The 20,784-nt window shown below is 44.0% G+C and carries 18 protein-coding genes and 1 tRNA gene; 15 read left to right on the top strand and 4 right to left on the bottom strand.

Translation table 11 applies throughout. From position 1 onward, the window contains the following. Positions 1 to 263 precede the first annotated feature (263 nt). The 3 genes from ACSQ8O_RS20895 to ACSQ8O_RS20885 all read left to right on the top strand — a co-directional run bounded on the left by ACSQ8O_RS20895 (position 264) and on the right by ACSQ8O_RS20885 (position 2,882). A complete protein-coding gene (locus ACSQ8O_RS20895; protein ID WP_171630426.1) occupies positions 264 to 1,313 on the top strand; it encodes a GerMN domain-containing protein in 1,050 nt (349 codons plus the stop codon). Between the two features lie 179 nt (positions 1,314 to 1,492). Further along, the gene (gene rph, locus ACSQ8O_RS20890) at positions 1,493 to 2,251 is read left to right on the top strand and encodes a ribonuclease PH (RefSeq protein ID WP_056610279.1); all 759 of its coding nucleotides are present in this window, start codon (positions 1,493 to 1,495) and stop codon (positions 2,249 to 2,251) included. Next, the gene (locus ACSQ8O_RS20885; RefSeq protein ID WP_436243211.1) at positions 2,235 to 2,882 is read left to right on the top strand and encodes an XTP/dITP diphosphatase; all 648 of its coding nucleotides are present in this window, start codon (positions 2,235 to 2,237) and stop codon (positions 2,880 to 2,882) included. The genes rph and ACSQ8O_RS20885 overlap by 17 nt, the downstream gene beginning before the upstream one ends. Positions 2,883 to 2,951: 69 nt before the next feature. Here ACSQ8O_RS20885 and asnB read toward each other — a convergent pair whose 3' ends face one another. Further along, positions 2,952 to 4,796, bottom strand: a complete 1,845-nt coding sequence (asnB, locus tag ACSQ8O_RS20880) for an asparagine synthase (glutamine-hydrolyzing) (RefSeq protein WP_056610283.1) — start codon at positions 4,794 to 4,796, stop codon at positions 2,952 to 2,954. Positions 4,797 to 4,974: 178 nt separating this feature from the next. On the opposite strand from asnB, the gene ACSQ8O_RS20875 reads away from it, so the two are divergent. Next, on the top strand, positions 4,975 to 5,331 hold the full coding sequence (locus ACSQ8O_RS20875; RefSeq protein ID WP_056610285.1) for a hypothetical protein: 357 nt from the start codon (positions 4,975 to 4,977) through the stop codon (positions 5,329 to 5,331). Positions 5,332 to 5,377: 46 nt separating this feature from the next. Then, a complete protein-coding gene (locus ACSQ8O_RS20870; protein ID WP_082595252.1) occupies positions 5,378 to 5,491 on the top strand; it encodes a DUF4023 family protein in 114 nt (37 codons plus the stop codon). A 419-nt stretch (positions 5,492 to 5,910) separates the two neighbouring features. Here ACSQ8O_RS20870 and ACSQ8O_RS20865 read toward each other — a convergent pair whose 3' ends face one another. Further along, a complete protein-coding gene (locus tag ACSQ8O_RS20865; RefSeq protein ID WP_436243210.1) occupies positions 5,911 to 6,765 on the bottom strand; it encodes a methyl-accepting chemotaxis protein in 855 nt (284 codons plus the stop codon). A 356-nt stretch (positions 6,766 to 7,121) separates the two neighbouring features. Beyond that, a tRNA-Arg gene (locus ACSQ8O_RS20860) sits at positions 7,122 to 7,195 on the bottom strand. A gap of 152 nt (positions 7,196 to 7,347) precedes the next feature. Here ACSQ8O_RS20860 and ACSQ8O_RS20855 point away from each other — a divergent pair. From ACSQ8O_RS20855 to ACSQ8O_RS20830, 6 genes are all read left to right on the top strand, one after another. Beyond that, positions 7,348 to 8,268, top strand: a complete 921-nt coding sequence (locus tag ACSQ8O_RS20855; protein WP_436243209.1) for a hypothetical protein — start codon at positions 7,348 to 7,350, stop codon at positions 8,266 to 8,268. Between the two features lie 110 nt (positions 8,269 to 8,378). Next, positions 8,379 to 9,680 (top strand): trigger factor, encoded by a 1,302-nt coding sequence (gene tig, locus ACSQ8O_RS20850; RefSeq protein ID WP_436243208.1) that lies wholly within the window; start codon positions 8,379 to 8,381, stop codon positions 9,678 to 9,680. Positions 9,681 to 9,875: 195 nt separating this feature from the next. Beyond that, the gene (gene clpP / locus ACSQ8O_RS20845) at positions 9,876 to 10,466 is read left to right on the top strand and encodes an ATP-dependent Clp endopeptidase proteolytic subunit ClpP (RefSeq protein WP_068665411.1); all 591 of its coding nucleotides are present in this window, start codon (positions 9,876 to 9,878) and stop codon (positions 10,464 to 10,466) included. A 12-nt stretch (positions 10,467 to 10,478) separates the two neighbouring features. Continuing rightward, positions 10,479 to 11,747, top strand: coding sequence for an ATP-dependent protease ATP-binding subunit ClpX (clpX, locus tag ACSQ8O_RS20840; protein ID WP_056610294.1), 1,269 nt, complete (start codon positions 10,479 to 10,481; stop codon positions 11,745 to 11,747). A 97-nt stretch (positions 11,748 to 11,844) separates the two neighbouring features. Then, positions 11,845 to 12,945 carry a flavodoxin-dependent (E)-4-hydroxy-3-methylbut-2-enyl-diphosphate synthase gene (ispG, locus tag ACSQ8O_RS20835; RefSeq protein ID WP_056610296.1) on the top strand — a complete coding sequence of 367 codons (1,101 nt, stop codon included), beginning with the start codon at positions 11,845 to 11,847 and terminating at the stop codon, positions 12,943 to 12,945. A gap of 181 nt (positions 12,946 to 13,126) precedes the next feature. Continuing rightward, entirely contained in the window at positions 13,127 to 13,930 is an 804-nt protein-coding gene (locus ACSQ8O_RS20830; protein WP_436243207.1) for a divergent polysaccharide deacetylase family protein, read from the top strand. Positions 13,931 to 13,939: 9 nt separating this feature from the next. On the opposite strand, the gene ACSQ8O_RS20825 is transcribed toward ACSQ8O_RS20830, so the two are convergent. Beyond that, complete coding sequence (locus ACSQ8O_RS20825; protein WP_436243206.1) at positions 13,940 to 14,623, bottom strand: N-acetylmuramoyl-L-alanine amidase family protein; 684 nt, start codon at positions 14,621 to 14,623, stop codon at positions 13,940 to 13,942. A gap of 195 nt (positions 14,624 to 14,818) precedes the next feature. On the opposite strand from ACSQ8O_RS20825, the gene lonB reads away from it, so the two are divergent. The 4 genes from lonB (at position 14,819) to ACSQ8O_RS20805 (ending at position 20,643) form a co-directional block, all read left to right on the top strand. Then, positions 14,819 to 16,537 (top strand): ATP-dependent protease LonB, encoded by a 1,719-nt coding sequence (lonB, locus tag ACSQ8O_RS20820; RefSeq protein WP_436243205.1) that lies wholly within the window; start codon positions 14,819 to 14,821, stop codon positions 16,535 to 16,537. A 255-nt stretch (positions 16,538 to 16,792) separates the two neighbouring features. Next, the gene (lon, locus tag ACSQ8O_RS20815; RefSeq protein WP_056610304.1) at positions 16,793 to 19,144 is read left to right on the top strand and encodes an endopeptidase La; all 2,352 of its coding nucleotides are present in this window, start codon (positions 16,793 to 16,795) and stop codon (positions 19,142 to 19,144) included. A 17-nt stretch (positions 19,145 to 19,161) separates the two neighbouring features. Continuing rightward, entirely contained in the window at positions 19,162 to 19,812 is a 651-nt protein-coding gene (gene yihA, locus ACSQ8O_RS20810; protein ID WP_056610306.1) for a ribosome biogenesis GTP-binding protein YihA/YsxC, read from the top strand. Between the two features lie 243 nt (positions 19,813 to 20,055). Further along, on the top strand, positions 20,056 to 20,643 hold the full coding sequence (locus ACSQ8O_RS20805; RefSeq protein WP_056610308.1) for a hypothetical protein: 588 nt from the start codon (positions 20,056 to 20,058) through the stop codon (positions 20,641 to 20,643). Positions 20,644 to 20,784 lie beyond the last annotated feature (141 nt).

Genomic DNA, 20,784 nt, shown 5'->3' with positions numbered 1-20,784 from the left:
CTCCTTCATCCAATATCAGAAAGTAGTTATTGCAACTGATAGTGGTTTTTTATTTCAGTTTTTCGCTGGTATTCAGTATAGCATATGAGTTCGAATTGACGAAGATTGGTAATAATTCACTTCGTCATTGTGTTTTTTTTGTGATTCATAAAAAGGTGGACAAAAAGTAGTTATAAATCGGACAAAGCCCCGTATACATAGTAATACGAAAAAGCATCGTACAGGCCATGCGAATAGCAAAAATCGAAGGAGGAAATAAGCAAATGAAACATCAACATTGGATTCGTTCAGCCGCTTTAGCGGGGGTGATTGTTCTACTGACCACGGGATGTTCGATTTTGGGCAGTGGAAAGAAGAGTGACATCGATGCACCTCCTGGGGCGGGTACAGACGTAGATGTGAAGACGACTTCAGCAGCGGTTACAGTCGACATGTCTGAAGATATTACGTCACAAATGACGGTGTATGTCAAAGATGCCAAAGGCTTCGTGACACCGTTAAGTCTAGCGTTGCCGAAGACAGTTTCTGTTGCTAAGACGACATTAGAGTACATGGTGGACGGGGGACCAGAAACGAGTCAGCTGCCTTCAGGTTTCCAAGCGCTTCTACCGAAGGGGACTAAGGTTATTAGTTTAAATGTAAAATCAGACAAAAGTGCTACGGTTGATTTCTCCAAAGAATTCCTCAACTATGATGTGAAGGACGAGCGCAAGCTCCTTGAGGCTATCACGTGGAACTTGACGAACTTCCCTACGATCGATAAGGTTCAACTGCGTGTAGATGGCAAGGACCTGAAAGAGATGCCAAAGGGCCGAACACCACTTGATGCACCATTGGCGCGCACGATGGGGATCAATCTGGAGAAAGCAGAGGATACCGAATTTGGTCAAGCTACTCCGGTTACACTCTATTTCCTAAATCAAAATGATCAAAATTACAAATATTATGTCCCTGTGACTCGACTTATAAAGAGAACGGACGATGTTGCGAAGGCTGTTGTCGAGCAGTTAATTAAAGGGCCAGATCAGAAGAAAGGACTTGCTGCTGTCCTCAATGCAACGACAGAGTTGAAGAGCATTAAGCCAGGCGAGGGTCTCATCACCGTGGACTTCTCCAACAAGCTGCTGGGAACGGATCAGAAAGCTTCAGCGGATGCGTTGCAATCCGTCATCTTGTCTTTAACTGAGAACACAACATTTAAACAGGTACAAATTAAGGTGGATGGCGCTGTGAAAATTACGTCTACAGATAATCAAAACTACAGTAAGCCTGTCCTGAGACCCGCGCATATTAATCCTGCGATCAAGCTTTAATCGTATTGATAATCAACGTTCCACCAGGTGATTCCAACGTTCTTAACGGTGGAATCCCTGGTGGTTTTTCGGTTTTTTCCATATTGACTAGTGTTAGGATGCTTTTCCTTGATGAGTTTGTTACAATGGGGCGTAAGGATTAGAGCTTTAGATGTAGCTACAGGAGGAGAAAGACATTTATGAGAATTGGTGGAAGAACGGATCAAGAACTGCGACCTATGCAAATAACCCCTCATTATATAAAACACGCAGAAGGCTCGGTCCTCATTGAGGTCGGGGATACGAAAGTCATTTGTACAGCAACGGTTGAAGAGCGTGTTCCTCCTTTTATGAAAGGGCAAGGGAAAGGCTGGGTTACAGCGGAGTATTCGATGCTGCCGCGGGCAACACAAGTTCGTAATCAGCGTGAAGCGGCAAAAGGTAAGCTCGGTGGACGCACGATGGAAATTCAACGTCTAATCGGTCGAGCATTACGTTCGGTTGTCAGTTTGGAAGCGCTAGGCGAAAGATCCATTACGCTGGATTGCGATGTGATTCAAGCAGATGGCGGTACGCGTACAGCGTCCATTACGGGGGCTTTCGTAGCGATGGCTTTTGCAATCAACAAGCTTGCTAATGATAAAAATCTTGCCAAGTTCCCAATCAACGACTTCCTCGCTGCTGTCAGTGTTGGCGTTATTGGAGATATTCCGAAGCTCGATCTTAATTACGAAGAGGATTCCAAAGCGAAAGTGGATATGAACGTCGTGATGACAGGGCGAGGTCAATTCGTTGAGGTTCAAGGAACGGGCGAGGATGCTCCTTTTTCCCGTAAAGAGCTTGATGAATTGCTGGCGCTAGCGGAATCGGGGATTAACACCATGATCGAAGTACAATCCGGTGTGCTAGGGCCGATCGCAGATCGTATTCGAGGTGCTGGGCATGCGGCTACAAAGTAATTTTGTTGTCATTGCAACGCGGAACGAAGGTAAAGTGAAAGAGTTCGCCAAGCTTTTCGGAGCTAAAGGGTATAAGGTTCGAAGCTTAGCGGATTACTCGGATTTACCAGAAATCGTTGAGAGTGGGAAGACCTTTGCAGAGAATGCGCGGATCAAGGCTCAAATCATCTCTGCGCATCTTCATGTACCTGTACTTGCTGATGATTCCGGTTTATGCGTTACGGCTCTTGGTGGTGATCCAGGTGTATATTCGGCTCGCTACGCGGGAGAAAACGCAACGGATGCTGACAATAATGCCAGACTACTTCAAGCTTTGCATGAATTGGAAGGTCGGATCGAGCTGAGCGCAGGGGATGGCCACCCTCCATTACTTAGTGAGGCTTCCTTCGTTTGTGCACTCACTTTAATTGATCCCGTTGCGAATGAAGTGATCGAAGCGGAGGATGTCTGCCAAGGCTTTATTATTCATGAGGAGCGCGGTGAAAGCGGATTTGGTTACGATCCTTTATTCTATATTCCATCACTGGGCCGAACGATGGCTGAGTTGACGATGGAAGAGAAGAATGAAATGAGTCATCGCGCCAAAGCCTTGCGTATGTTTTTGGATCAGCTTCCTGATCAAACGAACTAAAACACAGAAAGACCTGCAACCACGTGAATGCGTGGACGCAGGTCTTTTCTATTTTCACTGCAATTTCATTTATCGGATCGAGATTTTATAAGTTCTTAGCCACATATCCACTTGAGCTAAATAAGCGAATAGCTGAGGACCTGTCATCAACTGACCGAACCAAGGGAGGTCGAAATCGTTGGACTCGGAGCTGGCGAGTGCGCGAATCTTTTTGACATCAATAAAAGGCAAGATAGGGGATGAGGGATCATCCAGAATTTCCAAAACCCATTTTCTTACCGCGGTTAAATAATTCGGGTTGTGTGTTTTCGGATATGGACTTTTCTTCCTAGTCAGCACATCTTCAGGCAATACACCTCTTAATGCTTGACGTAATATGCCTTTTTCTCTGTCTCCGGATGTTTTAATTTCCCACGGAATGTTCCAGACGTATTCAACTAGACGGTGATCACAGAAGGGGACGCGTACCTCGAGGCCAACGGCCATACTCATACGGTCTTTACGATCAAGCAACGTAGGCATGAAACGCGTGATATTCAAATAGGACATTTCTCGCATCCGATTCTGCTGCTTGGTTTCCCCAGCTAAACGAGGTACCTCGCTTAAGGCTTGCTGGTATCGATTGCTGACATATTCGACAGGTTTAATCCAGTCGACGAAGTCTGAGGCGAGCAGGTCGACCCGATTCGCTAGCTTGAGTGACCAGGGGAACGTGTTCGCTTCTAGTGCTTCTGTATTGTGGAACCAAGGGTATCCACCGAATATTTCGTCAGCCGCTTCTCCAGAGATTGCAACCGTAGCTTCTTTTTTGATTTCTCGGCAAAATAAATAGAGGGACCCGTCGACATCGGCCATGCCCGGTGTATCGCGGGCGATCACGGCTGTCTTCAGAGATTCCACAAGCTCCGGGGTATCGAACTCAATGTAATGATGCTCCGTTCCTAAATGCTCAGTCATCCTTTTTATCCAAGGTGCGTCTGAGTTCGGTTGGAACAGGTTCGCTTTGAAATGCTTATCGTTATCCTTGTAGTCCACGGAGAAGGTATGAAGCGGTCCTTGCCCGCTATTTTTGTAATGCGTCGCAGCCAGTGCGGTGAGGGCGCTAGAATCAAGTCCTCCAGAGAGGAGTGTACAGATGGGGACGTCTGAAACTAATTGGCGCTCTGCTGTATCATTAAGCAATTGCCCAACCTGCGCAGCTGTACCAGCGATATCATCAGGATGCTGATGGCTTTCGAGCTTCCAGTACGTACGAATGGATAAGCCATTCCGATCAAAAATGGCAAATTGACCTGGCTTCAGCTCTGACATGTTGCGATAAATCCCATGTCCAGGCGTTCTAGCCGGTCCGACAGCGAATATTTCTGCAAAGCCTTCGGCGCCAACCTCAGCTTTAAAATCAGGGTGAGCTAGAATGGCTTTTGGTTCTGAGCCGAATAATAATACACTATCCTGATGGGAATAAAAAAGAGGCTTAACACCGAGTCTGTCCCGTACCAGGGTCAGTGACTGCTCTTGGTCATTCCAAGCTGCGAAAGCAAAGATGCCGTTCAGACGATCTACGCAAGCTTTCCCCCATTCCATAAAAGCAACGAGTAGCACTTCGGTATCACACGTTGTTCGAAATTGATGGCCGCGAAGCTCGAGCTCTTTTTTTAACTCTGGGGCATTATAGAGTTCGCCATTATATACGATGGTATACGTATAGTCGCCTTGTTTACGGACCATGGGCTGAGCGCCATTCTCAGGATCCATAACACTTAGACGTCGATGTCCGAGGGCACAATGCTGTGAGATCCAGGTACCAGAGGCATCAGGTCCGCGCAGTTGGAGCGTTTCCGTCATATTTTCTAGAATGGACGGGTACCCGGTCAAGTCTTTCCGCCAATCTATCCAACCCGTTATTCCGCACATAGACGTTCCTTCCTTTCTTTTGAAGAGAGCATAATGATAAAGGGTATGCGAATGGAAGGTATTAAATGTCTGTCCAGAACATGACAAAAGGAAGATGAGCCCGTGCTTTTTGTGTTTTGTTGACAAGACTGTTACAATCAATCCAAGTACTGCCATTATATAAACGAAGGTGATGACAATGGGAATAAAATACTCAAGAGCTCAAGTTGATTATTTAGCATCGAAAGAGCACTTTTTGCAAATTAGCGCGCAAGCGGATATTCGAATTGAAAATGCAAAACAAGATGGCGTAGAACTGGGTCAAGCTGAAATGGAAGAAATTATTGAAAAGGTTGGCTTGCATCGCGCTTATAACGAACTCATACAAGCTGAGAATGTATTGATTAACTGGACGCAAACAGCCATTAAATCCGAGCCTGAATTTATCCAAAATCGAGCAACTTTTGAATCTTTGTACGAGAAAGCATTAACCGATGTTGAATTCAGAGGCGCAATAATAAATTTGGCAATGCGATTAAATACGGACCTTGCGTGACATTCTATTAGGGTAATGCCATTCTTTATTCAGGAGGCGAGTGCTCATGGATAGTCATTTCATTAGCAAGCTGCATGAGAAGCAGAGGAAAGCCGAGAAGAATAAAAGGACACAAGGTGACGGTCATACAGGCAAGAATTTGCCTCACAAGATGCACTAACGTCGTTTGGCATGAGCAAGCGCCTGTAGGGATATCCCTACAGGCTCTTTGTTATTCTCCAGTATATGCTTTCCTGACTTGATGCTAGAGAGAAGGAAACGATAACCAGCATAGTCTGTACAGAAACCCTCCATACTAAGGTGGCGTTCATTCTATGAATAGAAGGAGTTGCTTACCATGGGTAAAAAGAAAAGTATGATGCAGAGAACACAAAGCACGATCGATCACTCAAAGCAATCATCTCGTGTTCAGTCGAATCTCGATTCAACGGAGCCAGGTCATCATCAGCCAAATAGGCCATCCGTGTAAGCGAAGGAAACTATCAGTTATATCAGCACCTTGCTTGCACATGCAGCGGGGTGCTTTTCCATTAATTGAAGCGGTTATTGGCAAAGCTGGGTTGTGGAATGTAAATCATTTTAAATAGAGGATGCCAAATGTTCCGTGGTCGAAGCGATATGATCATATGCTTTCTTTAATTGTTCAATAGAATTGGAGTTGACGGAAATTTGCTTTGTAATATCCTCAATGCTTTGAATCATCGTGGATACCGAAGTCGATATATTAGCTAACTGATCGGATATTTCTTCAGCAGATTGTTTGCTAGAACCTGCCATTTTCCTGATTTCATTTGCAACCACCTCAAAACCTCGTCCAAGCTCGCCTGCACGAGCAGCTTCAAGTGCGGCATTCAGGCCCAATAGATGGGACTGAGAAGCAATTTCTTTAACAATCGTGGTTACGGTTTGGATACTCTTGATTTGCTTCTCAACTGTAGAAGATTCTCTGCTCATCTCTGACATATGCGTAACGATCACTTTCGAAGCTTCTAATACTTCTTCTGTGTTGGCGGTAATCTTCTCTACCATCGCTTTCAAATCGGCAGTACTCTGTTGTAGGACAGTTTCACGACTCGTAACATCTGTAGCGATCTTGATGATGGCATCCACGTGGCCTTCACTATAGACCGGCATGTAAGTTGCTTCTAAAGTAAGCCTTCCTCCACCATTTGCAACCCGGATAATTTTATCTTGAAAGGCCTTGCCCTTACGTAGTTCTCTCCAAAGATTATCATAGGCTGAACTGGACACAAACTCAGGCAAACAAAACTTGCTATGATGGAAGCCAATAATTTCTTCCACCGTATATCCCATGGCAGAAGTGAAGAGTGAATTTGCCCATGTTACATAGCCGCTCGTGTCAAACATAATCATAGCTAAATGGCTTTGTATAGATGATAAAATTTCGATTTGTTGTTTCGTTGTGGTTTGCATGCGTTTCTCTCCTCTAGATATAGAGTAACTTAGCTAAAATATGTCGTTGTTTAATACTGCTATTTCATATTTTATCCTAAAAAAAGGAGAGGATTCGACAAAATTTGCGTCGGAATTACAACATATTCCTTGCAACCCCTAGGGAGATAAAATTCTAAAGGAAAATCTAATTTGGGGAACAGAGCTAGGACAAGCGATGTGGAAGCAACAATGTGGATTCAGCAACATAAACGAAATGATAAGGATTGCATCTGATTAAAAGAAGCCGCGGGTAATATCGATGTTAGAAATTCTTTCTATAAGTCTATAACAAACAAAAGACCGCGCAATTGCGCGGTCTTTTGTTTTAAAATTGACGTCCCAGGAGGGATTCGAACCCCCGACCGCACGCTTAGAAGGCGTGTGCTCTATCCAGCTGAGCTACTGAGACCTATGACACTTCTTACCGCCTGGACGAGATCCGTTTGGCGAAGCAAGAGTTAATATATCATAACGTATAATGCGAGTCAACTTCATTTTTAAATATTTTTGCAATCATTTGGATGATGGAGTAAACTGGCACAAGCGAGACCACGAACAGAGGTGATCCCTATATCAGATCCTACGCCCAATAATGTCATCCTTTTTCCTAAAACAGAGAAGTTCTATGAAGACGAGCTAATGAAGCTGTTGCGCTCGGAGCAGTATAAAGAAGCATTGGAGATACTTACTTTTTTGCTGCAGTTTCCTAATGTAGATGCGAGTAAGTCTGATCAATGGGAAGCCCTGCGCCACTGGCTGCTCACTATGTTTCCGGAAACGATGTTCTCATCATCCGTGACAGAAGAAGAGGATTCGGAAGAAGAATCCGCCTTATTGCGCCAGTATATCCAGGATAAATCAGCTTCGGATGATGGTGCTTTTGTGTTGAAGCTTCAAACCATGCTGCAAGAAGGTTCGCTAGAGGAACAAGTAAGCGCATTGGAGCAGCTTGCTTTTATCGAGCAACCTGAGGTGAGCCAATATGTGAAGACATGGCTTTGTGAAAGGCCTAGACATCCGCATCTTCAATTCAAAGCGTTACAGACACTTAAGCAAATGGGAGAGCACGGCTTAATTGAGTTTCCTAAGAATGGCCGAACAGTTCTCGTCGAAATCGATGAGACGCCGCTTACAGCGGAGGATTTTCCATTGCGAATTCGTGATATGATTCGCAGAGTCGGGGACATTAGTGAAATAAGCCAACCTGACTTTGTTTACTTTGCGACTCAGACTTGGCAGGAGTTTCTTGCCTATGCATATGGCACCTCGATTTACACGGAGCTGCTAAGGGCAGAAGAAAGCGCGGTAGATGTATGGGCCTCAGCGCTGCATGCGATTTTGCAAGACAAATTGTTTGGTACGGTTGATCGAGATGAGTTGTTAGAGACTTATGGAATCGTGGATGCGATGACACTGCAATGGAAGCGCGCGCACAACGTGCTGACCGCTTTTGTAAAGCAATTTAGCCCGGATCCTGGCTAAGAACAAAGCTCGCTTGAAATGAAAATGTTATATGGTATAATAGAATGGTTATAATGAGCTTAACGTGAAAAATATATGTCATGGTACATTTTTGGAGGGGAAGGCATAAAATGAAAGCAAGTTGGGAAAAAATAGAGAAGAACGTTGGCGTTCTTGAAGTTGAAGTTGGGGCAGAACGTGTAGCAGATGCTTTGGATAAAGCATTTAAAAAGGTATCAGCGAAAGTAAATGTTCCAGGATTCCGTAAAGGGAAAGTGCCACGTTCAATCTTTGAAGCTAAATTCGGTGTTGAAAGCTTGTATCAAGATGCTTTAGATATCATTTTGCCAGAAGTTTACGTTGAAGCGATTGAAGAGGTTAAAATCGAGCCTGTAGATCGTCCAGAAGTAGATGTTGAGCAATTTGGTAAAGGTCAAGTCTTGAAATTCAAAGCTAAAGTAACAGTTAAGCCTGAAGTAGCGCTTGGTGACTACAAAGGTATCGAAGTAGAAGCGGTTAACGCTACTGTGTCTGAAGAAGAATTGAATGAAGAGCTTGCACGTTTGCAACAACGTCATGCTGAATTGGTTGTTCTTGAAGAAGGACAAGCTGCTAACGGCGATGTCGTTATCATTGATTTCGAAGGATTCGTTGATGAAGTAGCATTCGAAGGCGGTAAAGCGGAAAAGTATTCGCTTGAGCTTGGATCCAACTCCTTCATCCCAGGTTTCGAAGAGCAACTTGTTGGTCTTGGTAAGGACGAAGAGAAAGAAGTTAACGTTAGCTTCCCTGAAAACTACCATTCCGAAGATCTGAAAGGCAAAGCAGCTGTGTTTAAAGTGAAACTTCACGATATCAAACGCAAAAACCTGCCTGAGCTTGATGATGAGTTCGCAAAAGACGTAAGTGAGTTCGATACACTTGTTGAGTACAAAGAAGAGCTTCAAAAACGTATGCAAGAGCGCAAAGAGAAAGATTCCGAAGCTGCACTTGAAACTGCAGTTGTTGAGAAAGCTGCTGCTAACGCAGATGTTGAAATCCCAGGTTCGATGGTTGAAGCTGAGCTTGATATCATGGTAAAAGAATTCGAAAGACGTCTTCGCTCCCAAGGCATGACACTTGAGATTTACTACCAGTTCTCCGGTCAAAACGAGAGCGCATTGAAAGAACAAATGAAAGAAGATGCTGAGAAGCGTGTTCGTAACAACCTTGTTCTTGAAGCTATCGCAGCTGCAGAAAAAATCACAGTTTCCGACGAAGAAGTTGACGCGGAACTTGAGAAATATGCACCGTCTTACCAAAAATCAACAGCTGAACTTCGTGAGCTGTTTGCTTCCAACGGGTCTCTTGAAGGTCTTAGCAATGATCTAGTAATCAGAAAAACGGTTGATTTCTTGCTTCAAAATAGCAAGCATGTTTCCGCAGCCGTGTAAATAAGGTAAGTAAAGGCACGTACGCAAGCAACGTGCCTTTCTTTTACCCTAATTTACGTCTAAACGCCTTAGTACATACGCATTACCGCTTACATAGGTGATTTCAGAAAAATGACATTGTTGCCCAATCGTGTTAAACTGTAATTGAATCTCAAGTGAGAGAACATGGCGCTTGCCGCAAAAGGAGTTGGTACAATGAGTCTTATTCCTATGGTTGTAGAACAAGAGGCTCGTGGGGAGCGTTCCTACGATATCTACTCGCGTTTACTTAAGGACCGCATAATCTTCATCGGGACCGCTATTGATGACGATGTGGCTAATTTGGTCATTGCCCAGCTGCTCTTTTTATCCGCCCAGGACCCTGAAAAAGATATTCACTTATATATCAACTCACCTGGTGGGTCTGTTACGGCTGGAATGGGTATCTTTGATACCATGCAGTTTATTAAACCGGATGTATCTACGATTTGTGTAGGTATGGCCGCAAGTATGGGGTCTTTGCTGTTAACAGCAGGAGCCAAAGGTAAGCGATACGCGCTGCCGAATGCAGAAGTAATGATTCACCAACCGCTCGGCGGTGTTAGAGGTCAAGCAACCGATATCAAAATCCATGCGGATTGGATTATCAAGACCAAGCATAAACTCAACCAGATTTACGTGGACCGAACGGGACAGCCGCTTGAAAAGATCGAAAGAGACACCGACCGGGATAACTTTATGAGCGCTGAAGAAGCGAAGGCATACGGGTTAATCGACGAGGTTATCACTCGAAACGACTTGAAATAAAGGAGTGATCCCATGTTTAAATTTAACGATGAAAAAGGCCAACTCAAATGTTCCTTTTGTGGAAAATCCCAGGACCAAGTTCGTAAACTTGTTGCCGGACCGGGAGTTTACATTTGTGATGAATGTATAGAGCTTTGTACGGAGATTGTGGAAGAAGAATTAGGGCATGAAGAAGAACTGGATCTGAAAGATGTTCCGAAACCAAAGGAAATTCGTAATATCTTGGATCAATACGTTATTGGTCAAGAACAAGCGAAGAAATCCTTGGCTGTTGCCGTGTATAACCACTACAAACGGATCAACTCGCAGAACAAGCTTGAAGATGTTGAGCTTCAAAAAAGTAATATCGTCCTTCTAGGGCCTACAGGAAGTGGTAAAACACTTCTTGCGCAAACACTTGCGAAAATTTTGAATGTGCCATTTGCAATTGCGGATGCAACTTCATTGACAGAAGCTGGTTATGTAGGGGAAGATGTCGAAAACATCTTGCTCAAACTGATCCAAGCAGCTGATTACGATGTTGAAAAAGCAGAGCGCGGCATTATCTATATCGATGAGATTGATAAAGTTGCACGTAAATCCGAGAACCCATCCATTACACGCGATGTTTCCGGTGAAGGTGTACAACAAGCTCTTCTCAAAATTCTTGAAGGCACAGTAGCTTCCGTACCTCCACAAGGTGGGCGTAAGCATCCGCATCAAGAATTCATTCAAATCGACACGACGAATATTCTCTTTATTTGTGGTGGAGCATTTGATGGTTTAGAGCAAATTATCAAACGCAGAATAGGTAAAAAAGTGATTGGATTTAGCACAGATGGCATGAAAGTTGACTTGAAACCAGGTGAATACCTATCGATGGTCCTTCCTGAGGATCTGTTGAGATTCGGTTTGATTCCGGAGTTCGTAGGTCGTTTACCGGTTATCTCAACACTAGAGCCGCTTGATGAAGCAGCGCTTGTGCGTATTCTTTCCGAGCCTAAGAACGCGCTTGTGAAGCAGTACCAGAAGATGCTCGAGATGGATAATGTTTCGCTTGAATTTGATGCAGAAGCACTTGATGCGATTGCCAAAGAAGCGATTAAACGGAACACCGGTGCTCGTGGTCTAAGGGCTATCATTGAAAGCATTATGCTTGATGTGATGTTTGAAGTTCCTTCAAGAACGGATGTATCTTCTTGTGTCGTTTCCAAAGAAACGGTTCAAAACAAGATTACGCCTGTTCTGACTACCAAAGAAGGCGCACAGCCATCTGGTAAGAAGAAGGAAGAAAGTGCTTAACCTATAATTTTATAAATGAACACACAGCCTCCAATCCGATTTCCATTTCTGGGAATTGGAGCGGAGGATGTTTGGTGTCATGGGGAGAGAAACCAAAATGTTCCATAGACGAGATACCAGAGCCGTTCGGGTAGGTGATTTAACGATCGGTGGCAGCAACGAAGTAATCATGCAAAGCATGTGCACAACCAAAACCGCTGATGTCAAAGCGACAGTTGCAGAGATTCTTCGCTTAGAAGAAGCAGGTTGTCAGCTTGTGCGCGTGACGGTCAACAATAAGGAAGCCGCAGAAGCTATCAAGGAAATTAAGAAACAAATTCATATTCCGTTGGTCTCTGATATTCACTTCGATCATCGTTTGGCTCTTGCAGCGATTGAGAACGGCATTGACAAAGTCCGCATTAATCCAGGTAATATCGGTCGCCGTGAGAAGGTTGAGGCGGTTGTGAAGGCATGTAAAGAGCGTGGCATCCCGATTCGTATCGGCGTTAATGCGGGCTCCCTTGAGAATCATCTTCTTGAAAAGTACGGCTATCCAACGCCTGAAGCGATGGTAGAAAGCGCCCTGTTCCATATCAACATTTTGGAAGAACTCGATTTCCATGATATCATCGTATCCTTGAAGGCTTCTGATGTCCCTATGGCCATTGCGGCGTATTCGCAGGCTGCGAAGGCGTTTAATTATCCGCTTCATCTTGGTATTACAGAGGCAGGGACTCTCTTTACTGGTGCTGTAAAAAGCGCCGCGGGGATTGGAACTTTGCTTAATATGGGTATCGGTAACACGCTTCGTATTTCTCTGAGTGCTGACCCTGTTGAAGAGATTAAAGTTGCAAGAGAACTTCTCAAAACATTCGGTTTAATTACTAACGCCGCTACATTAGTTTCTTGTCCGACATGTGGTCGTCTGGATATTGACTTATTCTCGATCGCTAATGAAGTGGAAGATTATATTGCCAAAATCAAAGTGCCGATTAAGGTTTCTGTATTGGGTTGTGCCGTGAACGGACCTGGTGAAGCGAGAGAAGCGGATATTGGCATCGCAGGGGCTCGTGGAGAAGGTATGTTGTTCCGGTACGGAGAAATGATTCGTAAAGTGCCTGAGGCTGAACTGCTTGCTGAATTGAAAAAAGAAATTGATATTATTGTGGCTTCCTACGAACAGACTGGGGTCATCCCTGGGCGCAAGCAGCACTAAGTAGATAGTAGAACGAAATAACAAACCGTTAAAGAACTCAACGATGAGTCTTTAACGGTTTTTTTGCATACCTATGTCCAAGCGCATATTTGCCTAGGAAGTGAAGCATAATGAGTAAAACTGGAAAGCATGCTCAATTGGTAGTAAGACTTTCTGAGGAAACTTTAAGGAGGAGAAGAGGATGAAGTTATTTCCAACGTTTGCATCATATCGACAGGTAGCGCTTACCCTAATCATGGGGACTGTCTTGATCGCGAATCCAAGTTTTACACATGCCGAACCTGATGTAATCCCGCAACAGCCGGCGGGAGCGATTACGAAGAAAGTAGCCATCGTCATTGACGATTTTGGCAATAACATGGAGGGGACAGCGGAAATGCTGAAGCTGCCCATTCCATTTACAGTGGCTGTTATGCCTTTCTTGCCCTCAACGAAGCAGGACGCACAGTTAGCTCATGACAGAGGACTCGAGGTCATACTGCACCTTCCAATGGAGCCTGTGAGAGGGAAGAAGAGCTGGCTAGGTCCAGGCGCAATAACCACGGACTTGTCCAGCGAAGAAATACATAAACGAATCGTTGCGGCAATCGACGATGTTCCTTATGCCATAGGAATTAATAATCATATGGGTTCCAAAGCGACCGCGGACGAAAGAGTCATGAAGATCCTTATCGAGATTTGCAAAGAACGAAATCTAATCTTACTGGACAGCCGGACCACACCAAAGAGCTTAATTGGCAAGATTGCAGATTCACGCGGCGTACCGCATGCGGACAATCAACTTTTCTTCGACGATTTGTATACATATAGTCATATTAATAAGCAAATGGTCAGACTGAAGAAACTCATCCATGAAAAAGATGAAGTTATTGCTATTGGTCATGTTGGGCCTCCTGGGAAGAAAACAGCTCATGTCATCCATGAAGCTATTCCAAGTATTCAGAAGGAAGCAACCTTTGTTCCTATTTCACAAATGGTCAAATAATGGTCAGATTTACGATTTCGGTTGCGTCATAGAGAAATATTGATCGACAGCTTGTGTAATCGCTTTGGCAAGCTTTGCTTGATGATGACTATCGTTTAACAGCTTGCGATCCGTTTTATTGGATAAAAACCCAAGTTCAACAATGACGGAAGGGCATTTTGTAAACCGGAGTACAAAATACTTTTTGCCGAGCACAGGGAGCTCTTCCATCCCATAAACGTTATTTAATGTGTCTTGCAGCAAGCTTGCCAATAAAATACTGTCAGATTGATTTTGATAAATGACAAGGGGACCGCGTGTGTTTGATTTTTTGGACCAATTAATATGCAAGCTTAGCATGATTTTCGGTTTAATGGTATTGGCTAGACCAGAGCGTTGTGCGAGATCTTTTCTGTGTCTGCCTCCAAATGACCATCTATTATCATCACTTAATGCGTAATCTTCGGTGCGATTTATGATAACACGATAGCCTCTTTTAACTAGTGCTTTATACGTCTTTTTAGCGATAGCTAGATTCATATCTTTTTCTTCATATTTGCCTACCATGGTTCCGCTATCGATTCCGCCATGTCCTACGTCGAGAATAATGTCCGCGGATGGAAGAAGGGGATCATTACGAGCAGCTGAAACTAACTGCCAATTAGGCACGCAAAGAAATAGCGTAAGTAGGATAATCAACAAGTATTTCTTCAAATCCCGCCACATCCTTTTGCAAGAATAACTACCCTTATCCTTCTACAGCAAGGGGGCTATCATACGTGATGCAAAAGTTTGCTTGAATTGGATTAACCTTCTTTTACACGGGAATAATGGAAATTAACAAAGGCAGATAGGCAACACATTTAAACGTAACTAATCGAAGATGACGTGTTTAAGGAGGTTCAACACATGAGTTTAAGTATCATTCTAATGGTCATTCAAGTGTTTTTTGCAGTTGTAATCGGGTTGTATTTCTGGAATTTACTGCGAAATCAACAGACGAACAAGTCTGCAGTAGATAGAGAGTCTAGGAAAGAACTGGAGAAATTGCGCAAGTTGCGATCCATTTCGCTTACCAAGCCTCTGTCTGAGAAGACGAGACCTTCTTCTGTGCAGGATATCGTTGGCCAAATCGAAGGATTGAAGGCTCTGAAAGCAGCACTATGTGGTCCGAATCCTCAACATGTGCTTATTTACGGCCCTCCCGGCGTTGGGAAAACTGCTGCAGCGCGCGTCATATTAGAGGAAGCGAAGAAAAATCAAGAATCTCCTTTTCGACCTGACTCTAAGTTTACAGAGATAGATGCTACGACTGCTCGTTTTGACGAGCGTGGTATTGCTGATCCGCTGATTGGATCCGTGCATGATCCTATTTATCAAGGAGCAGGTGCAATGGGTGTTGCTGGAATACCGCAACCGAAACCAGGTGCTGTAACAAAGGCGCATGGGGGAATTTTGTTCATTGACGAAATTGGTGAATTACACCCGACGCAAATGAACAAATTATTAAAGGTGCTTGAAGATCGTAAAGTGTTCTTAGAGAGTGCTTATTACAGCTCTGAGGATGCGAATATTCCAGGCTATATTCATGATATATTTCAAAATGGGCTACCGGCAGATTTTCGTTTGGTTGGTGCGACGACCCGCACACCGAGTGAAATTCCTCCTGCCATCCGTTCACGCTGTTTGGAAATTTTCTTCCGACCACTTTTGCCTGGTGAAGTAGGAGAAATTGCAAGAAAAGCGCTTGATAAAATTGGTTTCAAGAAATGTGAAGATGCTATTGAAGTTGTAACGAAATATGCAACAAATGGCCGCGAGGCAGTCAATGTGATTCAATTAGCCGCGGGGATTGCTCTAACCGATAAGCGGGATTCGATCACAGCAGCTGACATTGAGTGGGTCGTGAATTCGTCACAAATCCCACCTAGACCAGAGCGGAAGGTGCCTGCACAGCCTCAAATAGGGTTTGTTAATGGCTTAGCTGTTTATGGACCCAATTTGGGCACTCTATTGGAGATTGAAGTTACAGCGATCCCAATTGCGGTTGCAGGTACAGGGAAATTCAATATCACAGGTGTTGTTGATGAAGAAGAAATGGGCGGGGGTTCCCGAACCATTCGTCGTAAAAGCATGGCCAGAGGCTCTGTGGAAAATGTTTTAACTGTTCTTCGTAAACTAGGTTTTAATACGTCAGATTATGATCTGCATATTAATTTCCCTGGCGGGGTGCCAATTGATGGACCATCCGCAGGTATTTCGATGGCTACAGCGATCGCTTCAGCCATACATAAAATACCTGTAGATAACAAATTAGCCATGACGGGAGAAATGAGCATTCATGGGAAAGTGAAGCCTGTTGGCGGAGTAGTAGCCAAAGTAGAGGCGGCATTCCAAGCAGGAGCTACCCGTGTTATTATTCCAAAGGAAAATTGGCAAGCTTTGTTTGCTGATTTACCTGGTGTTGAAGTTGTCGCAGCAGAAACAATTGAAGAAGTACTTGCAGCTGCACTCGGCATTGAGCTTCATGATAATGTGATTCCATTACCTTTCTCTATGGAAAGAACGATTCCAGCTACAACTTTACCCATTCTACATGCCAATTCACAGCATACAATTGACTCTTAAAGAGAGGTTTTCGCGACCTTACATGGCGCGTCAGCCCTCAATTGGTGTTTTGTTTAGAGTTTTGTTAAAATGTAAAGGGCAACGTAGGGAGATAATCCCACATAGTTAAAATAAACGGCTACACCGTCCTCTGGACGTATCACAGTGTTTATCTAAAAATAAAGCCGATTTATCATGTGAAACCTATTATTACTTTATTTCAAGGTGAGACTTTGAACGAAGGTTCAAGGATCCCTATTATTGGAGGTGCAGAGGATGGGGCCTGGAAAAATGAAGGTGCGCAGATTGCCGTTATTGCCACTTAGGGGACTGCTGGTCTATCCGAGCATGGTTCTACACCTGGATGTAGGGCGAGAGAAATCGGTGAAAGCACTCGAGCGGGCGATGGTGGATGACAGCATGATTCTCCTCTGCTCTCAATCAGAGATCAACATAGAAGAACCTACCAAAGAGGATATTTATCGCATCGGAACCATCGCGAAAGTGCGGCAAATGCTCAAATTACCGAATGGTACGATTCGCGTTTTAGTAGAGGGTGTTTTACGTGCTGAAATCGTAGAGTACTTGACGAATGACGAGTATTACGAAGTAACCGTAAAAGAATTGCCAGAGCAAGAAATTTCAGATCCTGAGATTGATGCTTTGATGAGAAGTGTGCTAAGTCAATTCGAGCATTACATCAATCTTTCCAAGAAAGTCACGCCTGAAACGCTTGCCGCGGTATCTGATATTGATGAGCCAGGCCGTTTAGCAGATGTGATTTGTAGTCATTTATCGCTTAAAATTAAAGATAAACAGGATATTCTCGAGACCGTTGACGTACGTGAACGGCTCGAGAAAATGCTTAATATTTTGAACAATGAGCGGGAAGTGCTTGAACTCGAACGCAAAATCAGCCAGCGTGTCAAGAAGCAAATGGAGAAAACACAGAAGGAATACTACCTCCGTGAGCAGATGAAGGCGATTCAGAAAGAGCTTGGGGATAAAGAAGGTCGTGCAGGTGAAGTTGATGAGTTACGTAACCAGCTAGCTGAAGCCGAGCTTCCTGATAAGGTTCGTGAGAAGGTTGAGAAAGAGATTGATCGATTGGAGAAAATGCCTGCTACTTCAGCAGAAGGCGGCATCATTCGCAATTATATTGATTGGTTGCTAGGCCTTCCCTGGCACAAATCGACCGATGACGATTTGGACCTAGATAAAGCAGAAGAGATATTGAATGAGGATCATTTTGGTCTCGAGAAGCCAAAAGAGCGAGTGTTGGAGTACTTAGCCGTACAGAAGCTAGTCAAGAAGCTCAAAGGTCCGATTCTTTGTTTAGTTGGCCCTCCTGGGGTTGGTAAAACGTCAATTGCTCGTTCAATTGCTAGATCCATGGGAAGACAGTTCATCCGTATTTCGCTAGGCGGCGTGAGGGATGAAGCTGAAATTCGCGGTCATCGTCGTACGTACGTTGGCGCCATGCCTGGACGAATTATTCAAGGTATGAAGAATGCAGGCGCGAATAATCCCGTTTTCTTATTAGATGAAATTGACAAGATGGCGATGGATTTCCGTGGAGATCCTGCCTCAGCCTTGCTTGAAGTATTGGATCCTGAACAAAACAGCACTTTTAGTGATCATTTCATTGAAGTTCCTTTTGATTTATCTAACGTGATGTTTGTGACTACGGCGAATGCTGTGCATAATATTCCTCGTCCTCTGCTAGATCGGATGGAGGTTCTATATATTCCAGGTTATACGGAGATAGAGAAGCTCCAAATTGCCAAGAAATATTTACTTCCTAAGCAGAAACGTGATCATGGTCTTGAAGAAGAGCAACTAGTCGTTGATGAGGCTGCTTTGATGAAGATTGTGCGCGAATATACGCGAGAAGCAGGCGTGCGTAATCTAGAGCAGCAAGTTGCAGGTATGAATCGCAAAGCAGCTAAGAAGATCGTTTCAGACCCGGAGACACCTGTTCATGTAACTGTAGATAACTTAAGTGACTATTTAGGTCCTGTTAAGTTCAAATATAATGTTGCAGAAGAGAAGGATCAGATCGGTGCTGTTACAGGTCTAGCATGGACGGAAGTTGGGGGAGATACACTCGTCATTGAGGTATCTGTGCTGCCTGGTACTGGCAAGTTAACCTTGACGGGTAAACTAGGTGATGTCATGAAGGAATCTGCCCAAGCAGCTTTCAGTTACACACGTTCGCGAGCAGATGTCCTGGGCATTGCCCCAGATTTCCATGAGAAGAATGATGTACACATTCATATTCCTGAAGGTGCTATTCCGAAGGATGGTCCATCAGCGGGGATTACAATGGCTACCGCATTAATCTCTGCTTTGACGAACATTCCCGTTTCACGCTTAGTGGCGATGACTGGAGAGGTCACGCTTCGCGGTCGGGTACTTCCAATCGGGGGCTTGAAGGAAAAGGCACTAGCGGCACATCGCGCGGGGATACGTACAATTCTTTTACCGCAAGACAACGAGAAAGACATTATTGAAATTCCAGAGAGTGTCCGCACAGAGATGACGTTCATCCCTGTCAGCCACATGGATCAAGTGCTGGAACACGCGCTTATCAAAAATAAACCGACGGCGAACGTCGGATCGACTTAGAAAGTAGTTGAATATTCATGAAAGTCAATCAAGCTGAATTTATTATCAGCGCGGTTGGACCTAGCCAATATCCAGAGGATGCCTTGCCAGAGATAGCGCTGGCAGGGCGTTCTAATGTTGGGAAATCGTCACTCATTAACTGTTTGATTTCTCGTAAAAACTTAGCTAGAACCAGTTCACAACCGGGCAAGACGCAAACTCTTAACTATTATAAAATTAATCAGGACTTATATTTCGTTGATCTCCCCGGCTATGGCTACGCAAAGGTATCCAAAACCAAGCGCGAGCAATGGGGCAAATTCATTGAAAGCTATTTATTGAATCGTGAGCCTTTGCGCCTTGTGATGCAGTTAGTTGACCTGAGACATCCGCCTTCCAAAGATGATCAGGCGATGTACGAATGGCTTCGCCACATGGACGTACCTGTTCTTGTTGTTGCGACCAAAGCGGACAAAATTCCTAAGAGCAGATGGGCTAAACATTTGAAGATTGTACGTGAAACATTAGGGATGGATAAAGGGGTTCAACCGCTGATGTTCTCTTCTGAGCTTGGGCTTGGCAAAGATGAACTGTGGGGAATTCTAGAGCAAGCGATTGCTTATGGCGAACCGGAGCCTCAAACCGAAGAAGTGCTAACTAGCGCCGTAAACGATCCGCAACCGTCCTAATCACAGGGCGGTTTTTTGCGTATTGTAAAGGATAACGATCAAAGATAGAGGAAATCAAAAAGAAGCATACGGGAAAGCGAGGTAATCTGGGGGAAATTTGATGGCATTCCAGTTTATCAAGCATTTTTCAGAATATTTGGCTGATTATCATGATTTGCCGGCAGGAATATTCGTGTCTCTTGTAGTATAATAATAAGCAAGGTAATAGTTAATGGCTTGAAAACAAAGAATCGAGGGATTTTTATGGCACAAAGGTTAGCGACTGAATATGTCAAAACCTGCCTCCAGTTAACAGAAGCCGATATGTTGAAGTTTTTTCAAATGTTTGTGGACCATCAAGTGACATTGCAAGTCAAAGTTTTGGAAAACGGGAATCAAGAAGTTGTTTTTCAAGATGGCGAAGGTCAAGAAATCGTCCTCTCATTTGAAAAGAAATCGGGCCTATATGAATGCACAGGATCCTGCAGATTAAGTAATACCTTATTAGCAAATTTAATGCGTAAAGCAGTATCGGAATTCAAAGGCAGCGCTAAAGTGAATCGGATTTACCCAAGCTACACGATGGTTTATTATTATGAACGCGGAACCGTTGTGAAGATCGAGGAAATCAAAGGTCAACTGTTAACAATTGTCTATGAGCACAAAGATACCATTGGCCTTATGCAGATGATGTTCCAGAAGAGAGAAGTTGAGCAAGAAATTGAAATGATTTACGATCAAATCAATCACCTTCTTGATATGCGTAACATGCTGCAGGCTAGGGATGAACACCAACAGATCGACATTCGCCTCAATGAGCTTACACATCGTTTGTTTGTTTTGGAGGCATAATCACCCATACATGCTATATTTATTGAGACCCATTTTTGGGTCTCTCTTTGTTTTCAGGCACATGCAAAGGCATTACGACATAATTTAGATATGGCGCCGATGTGACAGTTAGCCTTTAACAAAAAAAACTATTGCATTTAT

Origin of the sequence: Paenibacillus sp. LjRoot56 (assembly GCF_964253335.1) — a bacterium.
GTDB classification, from domain to species: domain Bacteria; phylum Bacillota; class Bacilli; order Paenibacillales; family NBRC-103111; genus Paenibacillus_E; species Paenibacillus_E allorhizoplanae.
Note: the sequence above shows the minus strand (reverse complement) of the source record. Positions and strands in the feature narration are given on the sequence as shown.

Coding starts and splice junctions, on each gene's coding strand:
- ACSQ8O_RS20895 (WP_171630426.1), top strand. CDS start 264: ATGAAACATCAACATTGGATTCGTTCAGCCGCTTTAGCGGGGGTGATT.
- rph (WP_056610279.1), top strand. CDS start 1,493: ATGAGAATTGGTGGAAGAACGGATCAAGAACTGCGACCTATGCAAATA.
- ACSQ8O_RS20885 (WP_436243211.1), top strand. CDS start 2,235: ATGCGGCTACAAAGTAATTTTGTTGTCATTGCAACGCGGAACGAAGGT.
- asnB (WP_056610283.1), bottom strand. CDS start 4,796: ATGTGCGGAATAACGGGTTGGATAGATTGGCGGAAAGACTTGACCGGG.
- ACSQ8O_RS20875 (WP_056610285.1), top strand. CDS start 4,975: ATGGGAATAAAATACTCAAGAGCTCAAGTTGATTATTTAGCATCGAAA.
- ACSQ8O_RS20870 (WP_082595252.1), top strand. CDS start 5,378: ATGGATAGTCATTTCATTAGCAAGCTGCATGAGAAGCAGAGGAAAGCC.
- ACSQ8O_RS20865 (WP_436243210.1), bottom strand. CDS start 6,765: ATGCAAACCACAACGAAACAACAAATCGAAATTTTATCATCTATACAA.
- tig (WP_436243208.1), top strand. CDS start 8,379: ATGAAAGCAAGTTGGGAAAAAATAGAGAAGAACGTTGGCGTTCTTGAA.
- clpP (WP_068665411.1), top strand. CDS start 9,876: ATGAGTCTTATTCCTATGGTTGTAGAACAAGAGGCTCGTGGGGAGCGT.
- clpX (WP_056610294.1), top strand. CDS start 10,479: ATGTTTAAATTTAACGATGAAAAAGGCCAACTCAAATGTTCCTTTTGT.
- ispG (WP_056610296.1), top strand. CDS start 11,845: ATGTTCCATAGACGAGATACCAGAGCCGTTCGGGTAGGTGATTTAACG.
- ACSQ8O_RS20830 (WP_436243207.1), top strand. CDS start 13,127: ATGAAGTTATTTCCAACGTTTGCATCATATCGACAGGTAGCGCTTACC.
- lonB (WP_436243205.1), top strand. CDS start 14,819: ATGAGTTTAAGTATCATTCTAATGGTCATTCAAGTGTTTTTTGCAGTT.
- lon (WP_056610304.1), top strand. CDS start 16,793: ATGGGGCCTGGAAAAATGAAGGTGCGCAGATTGCCGTTATTGCCACTT.
- yihA (WP_056610306.1), top strand. CDS start 19,162: ATGAAAGTCAATCAAGCTGAATTTATTATCAGCGCGGTTGGACCTAGC.
- ACSQ8O_RS20805 (WP_056610308.1), top strand. CDS start 20,056: ATGGCACAAAGGTTAGCGACTGAATATGTCAAAACCTGCCTCCAGTTA.